The 15,337-nt window shown below is 61.2% G+C and carries 11 protein-coding genes; 7 read left to right on the forward strand and 4 right to left on the reverse strand.

The window, feature by feature from the left end; genetic code table 11:
* The first annotated feature begins 154 nt into the window (after nucleotides 1–154).
* From Q4S41_RS10895 to Q4S41_RS10905, 3 genes are all read left to right on the forward strand, one after another.
* The gene (locus Q4S41_RS10895; RefSeq protein ID WP_305031140.1) at nucleotides 155–1,267 is read left to right on the forward strand and encodes a VWA domain-containing protein; all 1,113 of its coding nucleotides are present in this window, start codon (nucleotides 155–157) and stop codon (nucleotides 1,265–1,267) included.
* A 486-nt stretch (nucleotides 1,268–1,753) separates the two neighbouring features.
* On the forward strand, nucleotides 1,754–2,293 hold the full coding sequence (locus tag Q4S41_RS10900; RefSeq protein WP_305031141.1) for a hypothetical protein: 540 nt from the start codon (nucleotides 1,754–1,756) through the stop codon (nucleotides 2,291–2,293).
* Nucleotides 2,294–2,365: 72 nt separating this feature from the next.
* Nucleotides 2,366–4,351 carry an AAA domain-containing protein gene (locus Q4S41_RS10905; RefSeq protein ID WP_305031143.1) on the forward strand — a complete coding sequence of 662 codons (1,986 nt, stop codon included), beginning with the start codon at nucleotides 2,366–2,368 and terminating at the stop codon, nucleotides 4,349–4,351.
* 196 nt (nucleotides 4,352–4,547) lie between these two features.
* Here the strand turns inward: Q4S41_RS10905 and Q4S41_RS10910 are convergent, their stop codons facing one another.
* Both Q4S41_RS10910 and Q4S41_RS10915 read right to left on the reverse strand, forming a co-directional pair.
* A complete protein-coding gene (locus Q4S41_RS10910; protein WP_305031144.1) occupies nucleotides 4,548–6,713 on the reverse strand; it encodes a S9 family peptidase in 2,166 nt (721 codons plus the stop codon).
* A gap of 232 nt (nucleotides 6,714–6,945) precedes the next feature.
* A complete protein-coding gene (locus Q4S41_RS10915) occupies nucleotides 6,946–8,106 on the reverse strand; it encodes an SMP-30/gluconolactonase/LRE family protein (protein ID WP_305031145.1) in 1,161 nt (386 codons plus the stop codon).
* A 332-nt stretch (nucleotides 8,107–8,438) separates the two neighbouring features.
* Between Q4S41_RS10915 and Q4S41_RS10920 the strand changes: the two genes are divergently transcribed.
* Complete coding sequence (locus Q4S41_RS10920; RefSeq protein WP_305031146.1) at nucleotides 8,439–10,628, forward strand: catalase; 2,190 nt, start codon at nucleotides 8,439–8,441, stop codon at nucleotides 10,626–10,628.
* A 233-nt stretch (nucleotides 10,629–10,861) separates the two neighbouring features.
* Nucleotides 10,862–11,377, forward strand: coding sequence for an FKBP-type peptidyl-prolyl cis-trans isomerase (locus tag Q4S41_RS10925; RefSeq protein WP_305031147.1), 516 nt, complete (start codon nucleotides 10,862–10,864; stop codon nucleotides 11,375–11,377).
* 135 nt (nucleotides 11,378–11,512) lie between these two features.
* Here Q4S41_RS10925 and Q4S41_RS10930 read toward each other — a convergent pair whose 3' ends face one another.
* The gene (locus Q4S41_RS10930) at nucleotides 11,513–12,109 is read right to left on the reverse strand and encodes an acyl carrier protein phosphodiesterase (protein ID WP_305031148.1); all 597 of its coding nucleotides are present in this window, start codon (nucleotides 12,107–12,109) and stop codon (nucleotides 11,513–11,515) included.
* A 129-nt stretch (nucleotides 12,110–12,238) separates the two neighbouring features.
* Here Q4S41_RS10930 and Q4S41_RS10935 point away from each other — a divergent pair, with 129 nt between their 5' ends.
* Together Q4S41_RS10935 and Q4S41_RS10940 are read left to right on the forward strand one after the other, a co-directional pair.
* Nucleotides 12,239–12,751, forward strand: coding sequence for a pyridoxamine 5'-phosphate oxidase family protein (locus Q4S41_RS10935; RefSeq protein ID WP_305031149.1), 513 nt, complete (start codon nucleotides 12,239–12,241; stop codon nucleotides 12,749–12,751).
* Between the two features lie 96 nt (nucleotides 12,752–12,847).
* Complete coding sequence (locus tag Q4S41_RS10940; RefSeq protein ID WP_305031150.1) at nucleotides 12,848–13,564, forward strand: spheroidene monooxygenase; 717 nt, start codon at nucleotides 12,848–12,850, stop codon at nucleotides 13,562–13,564.
* Here the strand turns inward: Q4S41_RS10940 and Q4S41_RS10945 are convergent.
* Nucleotides 13,561–15,216 (reverse strand): hypothetical protein, encoded by a 1,656-nt coding sequence (locus tag Q4S41_RS10945; RefSeq protein ID WP_305031151.1) that lies wholly within the window; start codon nucleotides 15,214–15,216, stop codon nucleotides 13,561–13,563. The two genes, Q4S41_RS10940 and Q4S41_RS10945, sit on opposite strands and share 4 nt — an antisense overlap.
* Nucleotides 15,217–15,337 lie beyond the last annotated feature (121 nt).

Here is a 15,337-nt window from a genome sequence, read left to right on the forward strand (position 1 = left end):
CCGTTTTGCTCATCTGGCGTCCGCGCAGCCGAAGTATCTCGCGTGCCACCACTAATCCTTTCCTTACGACTGAAATATTGCTGCGGTAGAGATGCTTCGACTGTGCGGACGCCAGATGAGCATGACGGTCTAACTATTAATTCAATTATCACCTATGCCTACCACCCCAACCCGCTGGAAACTCGTGCTCGGCAGCGCCGCCGACGCTGAAAACGCCGTGCAAATGCCACCCGACTACGGCCGGATGGACAACGTGCTCACCGCCCTCTACGACGGCGACCGGGCCGAGCGCAAGGCCGGCTTGGGCGGCTCGGCGCCCCGCGTGAGCCGCTGGCTGGGCGATATCCGCGAGTATTTTCCCACCGAAGTGGTGGCCATCATGCAGCAGGATGCCATGACCCGCCTGGGCCTGAACCAACTGCTGCTGGAGCCCGAAATCCTGCGCACGGTACAGGCCGATGTGCACCTGGTGGGCACGCTCATGTCCTTGAGCCGGGTGATGCCGCAGAAGGCCAAAGCCACCGCCCGCGAAGTCATCACCAAAGTGGTGCGCGAGCTGGAGAAGAAGCTCAGCAACCCGCTGCGCCAGGCCGTGCAGGGCGCCCTGAGCCGGGCCGTGCGCAACCCGCGCCCCCGCTACCACGAAATCGACTGGGGCGCTACCATCAAGGCCAACCTCAGGCACTACCAGGCGGCCCACAAAACCATTATTCCCGAGCGACTGGTGGGGTTCGGGCGACGCGGGCAGGCGCTGAAGGAAATCGTGCTCTGCGTGGACCAAAGCGGCTCGATGGCCTCGTCGGTCGTTTATGCGGGCGTGTTCGGGGCAGTGCTGGCTTCGTTGAAAGCGGTGAAAACGCACATGGTGGTATTCGATACGGCCGTGGTAAATCTGAGCGAAAACCTGCACGACCCGGTGGATTTGCTTTTTGGCGTGCAATTGGGCGGCGGTACCGACATCAACCTGGCCCTCTCCTATTGCCAGCAGCTGATTTCGCGGCCCACCGACACCATCCTCGTCCTCATCACCGACCTCTACGAAGGCGGCAACGAAAAGGAAATGATAAAGCGCGCCGCCGCCCTCAAAGCCGCCGGCGTGAATATCGTGGTGCTGCTGGCTCTGAGCGACGACGGCGCCCCGAGCTTCGACCGCCGCGTGGCCGAGCAGCTGGCGGCGCTGGAGATTCCCAGCTTCGCCTGCACCCCGGCCAGGTTTCCGGAACTCATGGCCCGTGCCATTCAGGGGCAGAAGCTGGAGGCGGCGTAGCGTGTCATGCTGAGCGCAGCCGAAGCATCTTGCGTGCTTCGTTGCGTTCCGTAAAATCCATCATATCCGCCACATCCGCCCCACGCACTCGCAACGCCGACCACGATGCTTGCCAGCCCTGCCACTACGCTTGTCACCCCCGCTAGTATCGTTGCCAAACAAGCCACGATGCTCGCCAGCCCGGCAACATAACATGACGTTACAACAAGCATCATAACCAGTCCGGAAACATGATATTTAGTCACAGCCGCCATGCTTGACGCCTCGGCACCCATCGGCACGAGCGTTGCCGGCATCGTTGCCAGGTTTGCAGTAGTGTGAACTTGGCAGTTCGCACCCATGCGCCTTCAAAGTTGTTCAACCACGCGAACTGCCAGGTTCGCGCCACACTGCTCTGACGCCTGACATCGCGAATAGCATTCGAAACAGCGGTTCTTCACCGACCTTTGCCGGGCAGCTTTATCGCGGACTCCCATCATAGCCAACATGACTTGTCACGAGTTTGCCCATCAGATTGCGACTACAGCCCCTGGCTATTCCGACTTATTAGCATTGGGCTTGAAAGATGCTTCGGCTGCGAGGATGATTGCAGAGTATCAGGTGCATCCCCGAGCTGCTGAACTACAGGTTCAGTTCCCAATTAATGATGAAATTAATTATCTGATAAACACCTACGATGTCTCGAATTTAAAAATCGGAATGGTTGAGTTTATGGACGTTCCGGTCAACCATGGAAATTTTCTGCATTTCGCCATCGTTGAATTAGACCTGATGCTTTTATCAATTACGGGCGAAGTATTGGTTGTCGACTGGCAGCAATTCGACCACATTATGTGGCGCTGCGCGGTTGACGGGGAGCATTTCTTTGAGGCAATGGTTATCATCAGTCAATTTCTAACCCTTACCATGTTGGATGATGCTAATTACAACAACGAAAAGCTTGCTTTATCAGTAGCCGACAGTGCCGCGAAGGCTGCGGGCAGCGCCGCTTATTTATCCTTCTATCAAATGTTGCTGGGTGTTTAGCAAGATTTCCTGCCACTCTTTCCTTTACCCTTTCGTTGTTACCCCTTCACAACGAACCCAACCCGCTTTCTTTTGTCCGACCTCCCCTTCACCCCCTCCGACCCCTACGCCCTCGAAAAAGAGCTGCGCCACGTCCAGTCTCTGATGAAGCTGGAGCAGCAGGAGGACCTGGAGCAATTCAAACTCAAAAACGCCAAGGCCAGCATAGCCGAGCGGCAGCAGCGCGGCCTCACCTGGTACCCCGTCACCATCTCGCAGGAAGAAATTGGCTTCGGCGGCAAGCTGGTGCTGGAGCTGGAGCGGCCCGCCGGGCAGCAGGGCCTGCACTTGTTTCAGGTAGGCAAAAACGCCTCGCTGTTTGGCAACGTGCCCGGCCGCTCGGCCACAGACCGGCCCACCCTCAGCGGCGTCATCACCAGCGTGCGGCGCAACAAGCTGCTGCTCGCCACCACCAAGGAAGACCTGCCCGACTGGGCCCTCGAAGGCCATAAAATGGGCATCGACCTCACCTTCGACGAGGTGAGCTACCGCGAGATGGACTACGCCCTGGGCAAGGTAATGGGCGCCTACGGCGACCGCCTGGCCGAGCTGCGCGACGTGATTCTGGGGGCCAAAGAAGCCCGTTTCCGCGAAGAAAAAGCGTCGGACTTATTCTATCCCAGTCCGCTCAACGACTCGCAGCTGGCCGCCGTGCGCCACGTCATGGCCGCCAAGGACGTGGCCATCATCCACGGCCCGCCCGGCACCGGCAAAACCACCACGCTGGTGCAGGCCATCCTGGAAACTATCCGGCGCGAGCGGCGGGTACTGGTGTGCGCGCCCTCGAACACGGCCGTCGATTTGCTCACCGAAAAGCTGGCCGAGCGCGGCGTCAACGTCATTCGCATGGGCAACCCCTCGCGGGTGTCGGACCTGCTGTTGGAGCACACCCTAGATGCGCAGGTGATGGCCCACAAGAGCTACAACGAGATGCGCTCGATGCGCCAGACGGCCGACCAGTACCGCGAAACCGCCAGCAAATACGTGCGCAACTTTGGCTACGAGGAGCAGCAGCACCGCCGCCAGCTTAAGGAGGAAGCGCGCATGCTGTTTCAGCAGGCCGACGACCTGGAGCGCTACATCACCGAGGATTTATTGGAATCGGTGCAGGTAATCACGTGCACGTTGGTGGGCGCCAGCAACCGCAACATCCGCCACCTCACCTACGAAACGGTGTTTATCGACGAGGCCGCCCAGGCCCTGGAGCCCGGCTGTTGGATTCCCATCGGCAAGGCCCAGCGCGTGGTGCTGGCCGGTGACCATCACCAGCTGCCGCCCACCGTGAAGAGCGAAAAAGCCGGGGCCCTGCGCGAAACGCTCTTCGAGAAGTGCATCAAACGCCAGCCGGCCACGGCCCGCATGCTCACGGTGCAGTACCGCATGCACGAGCAAATCATGCAGTTCAGTTCCGACCAGTTCTACGACGGCCAGCTCGAAGCCTACGAAACCGTGGCCCACGCCGGCCTCGATGCCTACGACCTGCGCTTCGCCCCCGACCTGCCCGTGGAATTCCTCGACACGGCCGGCTTCGGCTTCCAGGAAATCACCATCCCCGAAAGCCGCTCCACCGCCAACCCCGAGGAAGCCGACCTGTTGCTCAAGCGCCTCGCCCAGCTGCTGGAGCCCTACGACCCCGCCGACCACGAGGAGGACCCGCTCAGCATCGGCGTCATTGCCCCCTACCGCGCCCAAATCAACTACCTGAAGGACGCCATCGAGGAAAACGACGAGCTCAGCGGCTTCATGCTGCACCGCCAGCTCAGCGTCGGCACGGTAGACTCCTTCCAGGGCCAGGAGCGCGACATCATCGCCATCACCCTCACCCGCAGCAACAACCACGGCGAAATTGGCTTCCTGAGCGACATCCGCCGCATGAACGTGGGCATGACGCGGGCCCGCAAGAAGCTGCTCCTCGTGGGCGACTCGTCCACGCTCAGCGCCCACCCGTTTTTTAAAGCCCTGATTGAGTACGTGGAGAGTGTGGGCGGCTACCGCACGGCTTGGGAATTGCAGGATTAAGTTCTGAAATAACCTACACAAAAAAGGCTTTTAGCAATTGCTGAAAGCCTTTTTTATTGAACGTCATGCAGAGCGCAGCGAAGCATCTCGCATCTAGTAGCAACTCTATCGTGAGGGCGTCATTGATTAATGGTAGCACGCGAGATGCTTCGCTGCGCTCTGCATGACGTTCTTACTTCAGCCGATAAAGCTTCTACTACCGGCCGCCGGGCGGGCAGTTTTCCTTCAGGAATTTGGTGTAGGTGGCGGCCAGGTGCCGGCTGGTGCCCTCACCTTCCGAGATGCTGTGGGTGCGGTTGGGGTAGGCCATGAGCTGGAAGGTTTTGCCGTATTTCACCAATTCGTTTATCATCTGCTCGGCGTTGTTGTAGTGCACGTTGTCGTCGCCGGTGCCGTGCACGAGGAGCAGGTTACCGCGCAGCTTGCTGGCGTGGGCCAGGGGCGAATTGTCCACGAAGTAGTGCTTGTCTTCGGGCAGCAGGCCCATGTAGCGCTCCTGATAGATGTTGTCGTAGTTGAGTTGGTTGTCAACCGCCGCGATGGAAATGCCGGTTTTATAAATCTGCGGGTACTGAAACATCAGGCTGAGCGTGGAGGAGCCGCCGCCGCTCCAGCCCCACACCGCCACCCGGCTGGTATCAACCCAGCTGTTTTTGAGCACTTCTTTGGCGCCCATGGCCTGGTCGCGGATGTTGAGGCTGCCGATGTTGTGGTAGATGGACTTGCGGAACTCACGGCCGCGCGGAGCCGGCGCACCACGGTTGTCGAGCGAGGCGTAGATGTAGCCGTCATCGGCCATGTTGCCCTGGTAGAGGCCATTGCGGCCCGTGCCGAAGCGGTCGACCACCGTTTGGCTGGCCGGTTCGCCGTACACGTAGAACACAATGGGGTACTTTTTAGCGGGGTCGAAATTGCTGGGCTTCACCATCCAGCCGTCCAGCGTCACGCCATCGGCGGTTTTTACCTGAAAAAACTCGGTTTTTGGCACCTTCATCGCCATGGCTTGTGCCGGCACTTCGCCACCGCTCAGGTGCTGGTGGGCGGGCAGGCTCACCACCTCATTCAGGGGATAGTTGGTGGCGCTGGAGTAGGCGTGCAGGGCCACCTTGCCGTTGGGCGAGATGTCGTAGCCGTTGGTGCCGGCCTGGGCGGCGGGCGTCACGCGGGTGGCCTTGCCGCCTTTCAGCGGCACCCGGTAGAGGTAGCGCTGGGTGGCGTTGGCGGGCGAGGCGGTGAAGTAGATGGTGCCGCCGGCCTCGTCGATGCGGTCGACCTTTATCACGTCGTAGTTGCCAGGCGTGAGCAGTTGCTCCCGGCCGTTGCGGTCCACGCGGTAGAGGTGGTTCCAGCCGTCTTTTTCGCTGGCCCACACAAAGCTTTTGCCGTCTTTCAGCCAGTCCCAGCCAATGGCTTCGTCTTTGGCTTCGATGAATGCCTTGTCGGTTTCGTGGTAGATGGACTTGGCCGCGCCCGTTGCAACGGTAGCCAGAATCAGGTTGCTTTCGTTCTGGCGGCGGTTGAGCTGCTGCAAAATCAGCGTGCTGTTGTCGGCCCACTCCATGCGCGGGAGGTAGTGCTGCACGGCATCGCCGGGCACGTCCATCCACTTGGTGGGGCCGCCGCTCACAGCCACCACGCCCACGCGGCAGCGGCTGGGGTCTTCGCCCACCACAGGGTACTCCACCGGCACGGTGAAGGGATACAGCTGCTCGGTCGTGTTCAGCATCAGGTAGTTGCGCGTCTTGTTGGCATCGAGCTGCCAGTAGGCGATGCGCTGCCCGTCCGGGCTCCAGCGGAAGCCGTCGCGGCAATTCAGTTCTTCCTCATACACCCAATCGAAGGTGCCGTTGATGAGCTTGTCGGTGCCGTCGGTGGTGAGCTGGGTGATGGCGTGGTCGGCCAGGTTTTCCACAAACAGGTTGTGGCCGCTCACGTAGGCCACGCGGCGGCCATCGGGCGAGAACTTGGCAAACATCAGCGACGACTCGGGCCGGCCCTTGCCCAGCTGCGTGAGCTGCTTGCTGCCGGTGTCGTACACCCAGTAGTCGCCGCGGGTGTCGTAGCGCCACACCTTCTTCGTGTTGGTGCTGAGCAGAATAAGCCGGCCATCTTCCGACAGCGCCACGCGGCGCACCCCGAGCGGGGCCGTCTGGCCGGCCGGCGTAAGCTGGCGCTTGCTGAGCAGCGTGCGCGCTTGGCCGGGCTGGCGAATATCGAGTTGCACGACAGAGTCGCGGCGCACTTCCAGGTAGCCGTAGCCGTCTTTGGTCCATTGGGTGCCGGAATTCTGGGCCCAGGCGGCGGCCGTCAGCAGCGTGAACGCGCTGGCCAGCGCAGCCCGGTGGGCAAGGGAATGCTTCATCTGAAAAGAAGAACTGAAAACACAGAGTTGGAATCCCAAAGCTAGCCCCATTTGAAAATAAAAATCCCCGCCGGCGCGGGCCGACGGGGCTAATTAGAACAATGAGCAGAAACGTCCTGCTACGCGCAGCCGAAGCATCTCTACCGCAATAGTAAATAATTCCCGCGCGGTAGCGATGCTTCGGCTGCGCGGACGCCAGATAAGCATGACGTTCTTTTACTCAGAAAAACTCTTACGGCAAATCAATCACCGACATGGTGTGCGGCGCGTCCGACTTCGTGTTCACGAAGTGCTTTTCCGGCTTGTCAAAATCCGAGATGTACAGCTTCTTACCCTTGAGCAGCACTTCGGCGGGCTGGTCGAGCTTGCCGCCAGTGCCGTCGGTATCGCCGTTCTGGGCTAGGGTAGTCACGGTGTTATTGTTGCGCAAGTCCACCACTTCAATGGCGTTTTCGCGCGAGTTGCAGAGGTACATTTTGTCCGTCGTGCGGTCAATAATCAGGCCGTCGACGCAGGGAATGGCCTTACCAGTCAGCGTCAGGGTTTCCTGCTTGGCCAGGCTGCCATCGGGCTTCAACGACACTTTGTAGAGCTTGCCATCACCGAAGCTGCCGGTGTAGAAGTTGCCTTTGCTGTCGTAATCCATTCCGTCGGCGCCGTTGTCGACGCCGGTTTCGTTCACCGTCGTCGTGAACATGGCCAACACGTGCGGGTCCTTGGTTTTGGGCTTGAGGTGCACGGTGCCTTTGTTCAATTCGGCCAGCGAAAACTTCAGAATGGCGCTGCCTTTGTCATTATCCGGCATGTCCCACTGGCTGTCGGTCACGTAAATCGTGTTGCCCTTCCAGACCACCGCATTGGCCAGCGCGAAATTGTCGACCACGGTAGTTACGCGGGCGGGCTTGCCATTGCGCATCTCCACCTTCATCAGGCGCGATTTAAAATCTTTGCTGTTCTCGTACTGGTTTTCAGCGTAATACAAATTGCCATCAGGGCCGAATGCCAGGTCCATCGGGGCCGCCTTTTTGGTGGTGGGTTCCACTGGCAAGTCGGTGAGGTAAGGCGTAATCTGGTTGCCGTTGATTTCCATCAGCGAGGCCGGCTGGCTGTTGTCGGCCAGGTTGGGGACGGAGAGGATGAGGTGGCCGTTGGGCGCCAGCGCCAGGCCGTCGGGGGTGTTGTGGGCGTTGTCGAGGGTGAAAAGCAGCTGCGGGTTGCCGATGGTAGGCACCGAATCAGCTTTGGCGACGGCGGCAGCCGAGGAATCGGTTTTCACCACGGCTTCTTTTTTCACGGCTTCATCCTGCGTGGTAGGTGGGTTCGACTGGCAGGCGGCCAGCAAGGCACCGCTCAGCAGCGAGGCCGCCAGCGCGTTAAAAGTGGGAGTGCGCATGAGCAATTGCTAGAGAGAAAATGGATTTTTAAGGAGGAAAGTGTGCACTTGAGTTACGCACTCAGCCGAAGCCAGGTTATTGGCGCCCAGCTTTTCCAGCCGTTTTCCTTCCCGAAGGCCGCAGTGCCAGCGAAGCCTGCCAAGCGCCGATTAGTCGAAGACCATTTAATTCCGAATGGAAAGGCTCCTCGCTACTCTCAGCGCAACGGCTGAGCCTCAGCAGCTAGCCCAAGCGGAGCAAAAGGGAGCCCGAATTTTATGCCAAAAATGGCTTAACCCCGGCGCAAATAAGCCCGTTAGCGAAAGCTAACAAATCCACTGCCTTTCCACTCATGAGCAAGAAACCACTCGCTAAAAAAACGCACGAAGACGCCATCAGCACCGCCAAAACGGCTGACCTCGCCCAGAATACCGACGACGGCTACGGCCAGTTTCTAACCTCCAACCAAGGCCTCCGCGTCAACGACGACCAGAATTCGCTGAAGGCCGGCGAGCGCGGCCCCTCGCTGCTCGAAGACTTTCTGCTGCGCGAAAAAATCACCCATTTCGACCACGAGCGCATTCCCGAGCGCGTGGTGCACGCCCGCGGCGTGGCCGCCCACGGCTACTTTGAAGCCTATGGCAATGCCAGCGAGCTGAGCCGGGCCGCCTTCCTGCAGCCCGGCGCCGTGACGCCGGTGTTCACGCGTTTCTCTACGGTGGCCGGCTCGCGCGGCTCCTCCGACATGGCCCGCGACGTGCGCGGCTTTGCCGTGAAGTTCTACACCGAAGAGGGCGTGTACGACCTGGTGGGCAACAACATTCCGGTGTTCTTCATCCAGGACGCCATCAAGTTTCCCGACTTCATTCATGCCGTGAAGCCGGAGCCGCACAACGAGATTCCGCAGGCCGCCTCGGCCCACGACACGTTCTACGACTTCATTTCGGCCAACCCCGAAAGCACCCACATGCTGCTCTGGGCCATGAGCGACCGCGCCCTGCCGCGCAGCCTGCGCATGATGGAAGGCTTCGGCGTGCACACCTTCCGGATGGTGAACGCCGAGGGCAAATCTGTCTTCGTGAAATTTCACTGGAAGCCGCTGCTCGGCACCCACGCCATTGCCTGGGAAGAAGCGCAGCAGATTTCGGGCAAAGACCCCGATTTCCATCGCCGCGACCTTTGGAACTGCATCGAAATGGGCGCCTACCCCGAGTGGGAATTGGGCGTGCAGGTGGTGCCGGAAGAAGACGAGCGCAAGTTCGATTTCGACATTCTGGACTCGACCAAGCTGATTCCGGAAGAGCTGGTGCCCGTCACGAAAATCGGCAAGATGGTGCTCAACCGCAACGTCGACAACTACTTCGCCGAAACCGAGCAGGTGGCCTTCTGCCTGAGCCACATCGTGCCGGGCATCGATTTCTCGAACGACCCGCTGCTGCAGGGCCGCCTGTTTTCCTACCTCGACACCCAGCTCAAGCGCCTCGGCGGCCCCAACTTCCACGAGATTCCGATTAACCGCTCCATCGCGCCTATCCACAACAACCAGCGCGACGGCCACATGCGCCAGACTATAAACAAGGGTCAGGTCGCCTACGGCGTGAACCAGTTGAACGACGGCTACCCGCAGCAGGCCAAGCGCAGCGAGGGCGGCTTCAACACGGTGCATGAACGTGTGGAAGGCCACAAAATCCGCCTGCGCAGCAAGTCATTCGTCGACCACTACAGCCAGGCCAAGCTGTTCTGGAACAGCCAGTCCGATGCCGAAAAGATGCACATCGTGAAGGCCCTGCGCTTCGAGCTCAGCCACGTGCAGAAGGAATTCGTGCGTACCCGTACCCTCGTGCAGCTCGCGCAGGTTGATACCGAGCTGGCCCGCCGTGTGGCCGAAGGTTTGGGTGTGGCCGTGCCCTCGGCCGATGGCGTGCAGCTGAACCTGGCTGTGCCCGCCGATGGCGACGCGGCCCACTACCAGTCGGGCCCGGTGAAAGACGGCAGCGCCAGCTCGCCCACCCTCAGCATTGCGCCCGACAGCCCTATCAACACGGGCAAAGCCAGCATCAAAACCCGCCACATTGCCATTCTGGCCACCGACGGGGCCGATGTAGCCGCCATCGGCAGCCTGATGAAGGCCCTGATTGACGAAGGTGCCCAAAGCGCCATCATCGCTACCCGCCTGGGCACCATCAACGGCCTGGGCGGCGAGGAACTGCTGGTAAACGGCACGTTCCACTCCACCGCTTCGGTGCTGTTCGATGCCGTGTACGTGGCCGGTGGCGAGAAAAGCGTGGCGGCGCTGAAGCAGAACGCCGACGCCGTGCGCTTCGTGAACGAAGCTTTCCGCCACTGCAAGCCATTGGCCGCTTCGGGCGCGGGCGTGGAGCTGCTGAAAGCCGCCGCCTACCCCGGCGCTGAGGACATTTTGAACGCCGACGGCGTGGTAACCAGCTCCGAAGCCCAGGTGGGCGGGCTGGCGCCGCAGTTCATCGCCGCAATTAAGAAGCACCGCTTCTGGAGCCGCGAGCTGAAGGCCATGCCGGCCTAGGTTTTGGATTGAGCTTGAACAATAGCCCGAAAAGAACGTCGTGCTGAGCGCAGTCGAAGCATCTCTACCGCAAAGTAAATCTGATTACTCTCGCGGTAGAGATGCTTCTGCTTCGCTCAGCAGGACGTTTTACTTTTTCAATAATACCTGCCGTTCCCGGCAGAACTTCCTTTCTTTGTGCATCAGCCGCTGGGCTGTCCCCATCTCCCCTCCCAAATCCCCACTCTATTCTCATGGCTGCAATCAGCGATAAAAAAGTCGTTACCATCACCTACGACCTCAGCGTGACCGACGAAAACCAGGAAAAAGTATTGGTTGAATCGGCTGAAGCCGATTCGCCCATGGTGTTCCTGTTTGGCCATAGCGGCCTGCCCGAAGAGTTTGAATCGCAGCTCGATGGCAAAAACCCCGGCGACACCTTCGAGTTCAACCTCACGCCTGAGCAAGCCTACGGCGACTATGACGAGCAGGCGCTGGTTGAAATTCCTAAGGAAGTGTTTCTCATCGACGGCAAGCTGGACGAGGAAATGCTGCAGCCCGGCAACTTCCTGCCCATGGCCGACAACGAAGGCAACCACATGCAAGCCAAGGTGGTAAGCATCGGCGACACCGCCGTGCAGATGGACTTCAACCACCCGCTGGCCGGCATGGTGATGCACTTCACCGGCAAGGTGCAGGATGTGCGCGAAGCCACCGCCGAGGAACTGGCCCACGGCCACGTGCACGGCGAAGGCGGCCACCAGCACTAAGGTTTACTTGCAAAACGCTCGTTCAGAACGTCATGCTGAGCGGAGCCGAAGCATCTCTACCGCGCAAGTAATTCATTTACCGCTGCAGTAGAGCTGCTTCGACTCCGCTCAGCATGACGTTCTTTTTTGTGGCTGTTAGCCCAACTCCGCCGCCACATACGCCTGCAGCTCCGGAAAAAACGCCCGAAAATCCGCCGCATACGCCGCATAGTTCCGCTCCAACTCCCCCACTGCCGTTTCCATGCCCGAACCGGCCGCCGCCCGGCGGCTCAGGCCACTCAGGGCGCGCCGGATGCCTTCGGTTTCGGCGTAGCCCAGCAGCCAGTTGTGCTGCACCAGGTGCGGGAAAAACTGCTGCACGCGGGCCGGCATTTCGGCTTCGCGGGTATGGAGCACCGCATACACGCGCCGGGTGAAATCGGGCAGGCTTTCGGAAGTGAATTCGGCGAAGTTTCGGGCCAGAAAATGGTCGAGAAACATGTCGGAAATCACGCCGGCGTATTTGCCGTAGCCGGCGGCGCGCAGGCGCTGGGTGCCGCGCCGCACCACGGGGTGCTGGTCGGTGAAGGTGTCGATGGCGCGGTGCAGGCGGATGCCGGTTTGCACGGCAGGCGGGTAGTTTTCGAGTTGTCGGCCGGGCACCGAGTCGGCGATGAACTGGCCCAACATCACGTCGGCGTAGGGGGCCGAATCGGGTTCGCCGGAGAGGAAAAGGTGGGCCAGAAAATTCATTGCGGGCGGCAAGGTACGGGCCCGGCCGGGCTTTTATTCAACCCCGGCCGGCTGGCGTGCGTAAGCCCACAGGCCGCTGGCTGCCCGCAGCCGCGGCCCATTCTTTCACCTCCCCAACTCCCCTTTCCCATGTCCGAGAAGACGCCCGTAACCCACGACCTGACCCAGCTATTCGAGAAGATTAAGGATGTGCGCATGGCCATGCTCACCACCACCGACGAGCACGGCAGCCTGCACAGCCGCCCCATGGCCACCATCAAGCCCGGCAAAGACCAGGCCCTCTACTTCCTCACCGACGTGAATTCAGCCAAGGTGTACGAGGTAAAAAAGGACAGCCAGGTAAACCTCAGCTACTCCGACCCGGGCAGCAACGTGTACGCCTCGGTATCGGGCCGGGCCAATGCCTACCGCGACCAAGCCAAAATTGAGGAGCTGTGGAGCGAGCCCATGCGCGGCTGGTTTCCCAAAGGCAAAGACGACCCCAACATCAGCATCCTGAAAGTTACTATCGACAAAGGCGAGTATTGGGATTCGCCCAGCAGCCTTTTCGTACAGGCCTACGCCTACGTGCGCGCTGTGGTGACCGGCGAGCACACCAAGGACGACGACGTGAACCAGCACGCCCAGGTGCAGCCCAAGTAAGCCTCTTTGCCTGTTTACTTCGAAAGGCCGGAAGCAATTCCGGCCTTTTTTTGTTGCCTGCAACTGGCTTCGCTTTTCTCACACTGCCCTCTCCGGATGTCCCACACCACGCTCACCGTTTTTACCCTTAAACCCGGCCACCGGCGCTGGGCCCTGGCCCAGATGGGCACGGCCCCCGGCCAGCTCAAACGGGTGCCGGGCCTGCGGTTCTTCAAGCTGATGGGGAGCGGGGCGGCCAACGGCTTCGGCTTCTGGCCCAACCTAGACCGCTACGGCTTCATGGCCGTTTGGGAAGATGTGGCCGCGGCCGACACCTATTTCCACCGCCATGCGCTGTGGGCCAGCTACCAGCAGCGCAGCGCCGAAACCTGGACGGTGCAGCTGGCCCCCATCAAAGCCCAGGGGCTTTGGGATGGCCAGAATCCTTTTTCCAAAACGGGCGCTTCGGCGGCACCGGCGGAGAACGTGCCCATGGCGGTACTCACGCGGGCCAGCATTCGCTGGCGCAAGGCGCCGCGGTTCTGGCAGTTTGTGGAGCCTACCAGCGCGGCCCTGGCGCAGGCCGTGGGCGTGCGGGCCGCCATCGGGCTGGGGGAATTGCCGCTGGTGCGTCAGGCTACTTTCAGCGTGTGGGAATCGGCGCGGGCGATGCAGGAATACGCCTACCGCGACGTGCGGCACCGCGAGGTGATTCAACTCACGCGCCGCGAAAACTGGTACGCCGAGGAGCTGTTTGCGCGGTTTCGGGTGCTGGGCAGCCTGGGTAGCCTGGATGGCCGCGACCCATTGGCGGGGTTGCTCCCGCCCGGCTAATCGCGCAGATTATAACGCTTCACCCAGCCCAAGGCGTTGGCCGTCAGTTCGGGCTGAGGGTCGGGTTTGAAGGTGATTTCGGGCGAAAGACCAGCGACTCTCGGCGGTACGTTGCTGAACCAGGTAAAGCCTGGCAGGGGCCCGGGGGGCTGGTTGCCGGCCAAAGCGTGGTCCAGGCTGATTTGGTCGGGGCCTTGACCAGGATAAATACCGACTTCAATTCCCACCGCCGCATCCGCCGCAATTCTGATTACGTCGTTGCCAGCCAAGCTGTACAGGTTCAGTGCTTTGGTGGTTTTCTGGTCGTACACCCGCTCTGAAATCAGGCTATCGGCGCGGTGGGTGCGCAGGGCTAGCATCTGCACCCGCAGGCGGCCGGGCCCGGCCCCGGTGAGCACAAACCGTTCGGCGTGGTCGGTGCCCACCACCCAGGCTTCGGTGGCCAGAATCTCGAAATAGCGCTGGGCCACCGCCGCCAGCTGGGCACGCCGGGCACGCAGCAGCGGCCCCAGTCGGGCGGCAATTACAGTCCGGGTTTCAGCGGGGCCGGCTTTGAGGGCTTCGGCAATGACGGCATCGCTCAGGCGTTTTTGCAGCGAATCGGCTTCGGCCCGGAAATCCTCCGCACTCAAGGGGCCCAGCAGGGTGCGGTCAAGGTTGCGGGCGGTGGTGGTGAGGGCATCCACATTGGCCAGGCGAATGGTGGTATAGAAGCTCTGAAACTTGGTCAGAAACCACGACAGCACCCGGGTCAGCGCACCGTCATCGAAGAGAAAAAACGCCTGGTCACGGTCGCGCGGAATGGGCCGAAACCGCAGGCCGCCGCTGCCCGGGAAGCTGGCCCAGCGCCACTGGTCCTCGCGCCGGCTCCAGTCGCCGAGCCACATATCCAGCAGGCGGGCCCGCAGAAAAGCGCGCGGGTCGACGCCCGCGTTGGGCCGCTTGCGCAGCACCGTGAGCAAGTGGCGCGTGTTGTAGATGGCCGGCGAATAACCAAAGCTGCTGGCATGCCGCTGGTCGCCCTCGGCGCGCTCTTCGAGCAGGTAGAGGGCGTTGGCGTAGCCGGCCCGGTACTTTCCCAGCATGGGGTCGTTGGGCAAATACACGAGGCGCGGATTGGCGTGGTACACCCCGGCGGCGGCGGCCAGCCGGGCGGCCACGTAGGCGCCATAGGGCAGCGTGGCGCTGGTCTGGTCCTTCATCAGGCCGCGCAGCAGGTTGCGTTTCCAACCCACGGGCAGGGCGGCGCTCATGTCCTTGTCCACGGAGCGCAGCACGAACTGGTAGCCCTTGGCGGTGCGCAGGCGCAGGGTGCGGCTTTGGTAGCTGCCGCCGGCGCGCAGCGGCAGCAGGCTGTCGCGCTCAGCCGAGGCCAACCGCAGCACCGGCGCCGTCACGGGCGTGTTCCAGATATTGCGGTAGTGCGGGCCCCAAAAGAACTGCCACACGGCCCCGCGGGCGTATTGCGGCCCGGCCGCCACCCGCACCGTGGCCGAATCGGCGGCCCATTGCGGCAAAGCCGGCGCGGGGTCCGCCTCGCCGGCTATGTCCAGCGCGCTCAGGCCCACGCCCCCGCTCAGCGCCAGGATGCCGCCCAGGACCAGCCAGCCGAATGCCTTCACCAACCCAAACCAGCGTAGCCTTTTTTTCAAAACCAGGGTGCCACGTGCGGGACTATTAGAAAGGTCTTTTGGCATCGTATACCGCAAACTGCGGTCTTGCGGTTGTGCCCGTGTGCGCTTGCGCCGTGACTTTTGCGGCCCCGTTGCGTTA

Origin of the sequence: Hymenobacter convexus, from assembly GCF_030580955.1 — a bacterium.
Classification (GTDB): domain Bacteria; phylum Bacteroidota; class Bacteroidia; order Cytophagales; family Hymenobacteraceae; genus Hymenobacter.

Excerpts from the sequence above, each read along its gene's own strand:
- Q4S41_RS10895 (WP_305031140.1), top strand. The coding sequence starts at position 155 with ATGCCTACCACCCCAACCCGCTGGAAACTCGTGCTCGGCAGCGCCGCC.
- Q4S41_RS10900 (WP_305031141.1), top strand. The coding sequence starts at position 1,754 with ATGACTTGTCACGAGTTTGCCCATCAGATTGCGACTACAGCCCCTGGC.
- Q4S41_RS10910 (WP_305031144.1), bottom strand. The coding sequence starts at position 6,713 with ATGAAGCATTCCCTTGCCCACCGGGCTGCGCTGGCCAGCGCGTTCACG.
- Q4S41_RS10915 (WP_305031145.1), bottom strand. The coding sequence starts at position 8,106 with ATGCGCACTCCCACTTTTAACGCGCTGGCGGCCTCGCTGCTGAGCGGT.
- Q4S41_RS10920 (WP_305031146.1), top strand. The coding sequence starts at position 8,439 with ATGAGCAAGAAACCACTCGCTAAAAAAACGCACGAAGACGCCATCAGC.
- Q4S41_RS10925 (WP_305031147.1), top strand. The coding sequence starts at position 10,862 with ATGGCTGCAATCAGCGATAAAAAAGTCGTTACCATCACCTACGACCTC.
- Q4S41_RS10930 (WP_305031148.1), bottom strand. The coding sequence starts at position 12,109 with ATGAATTTTCTGGCCCACCTTTTCCTCTCCGGCGAACCCGATTCGGCC.
- Q4S41_RS10935 (WP_305031149.1), top strand. The coding sequence starts at position 12,239 with ATGTCCGAGAAGACGCCCGTAACCCACGACCTGACCCAGCTATTCGAG.
- Q4S41_RS10940 (WP_305031150.1), top strand. The coding sequence starts at position 12,848 with ATGTCCCACACCACGCTCACCGTTTTTACCCTTAAACCCGGCCACCGG.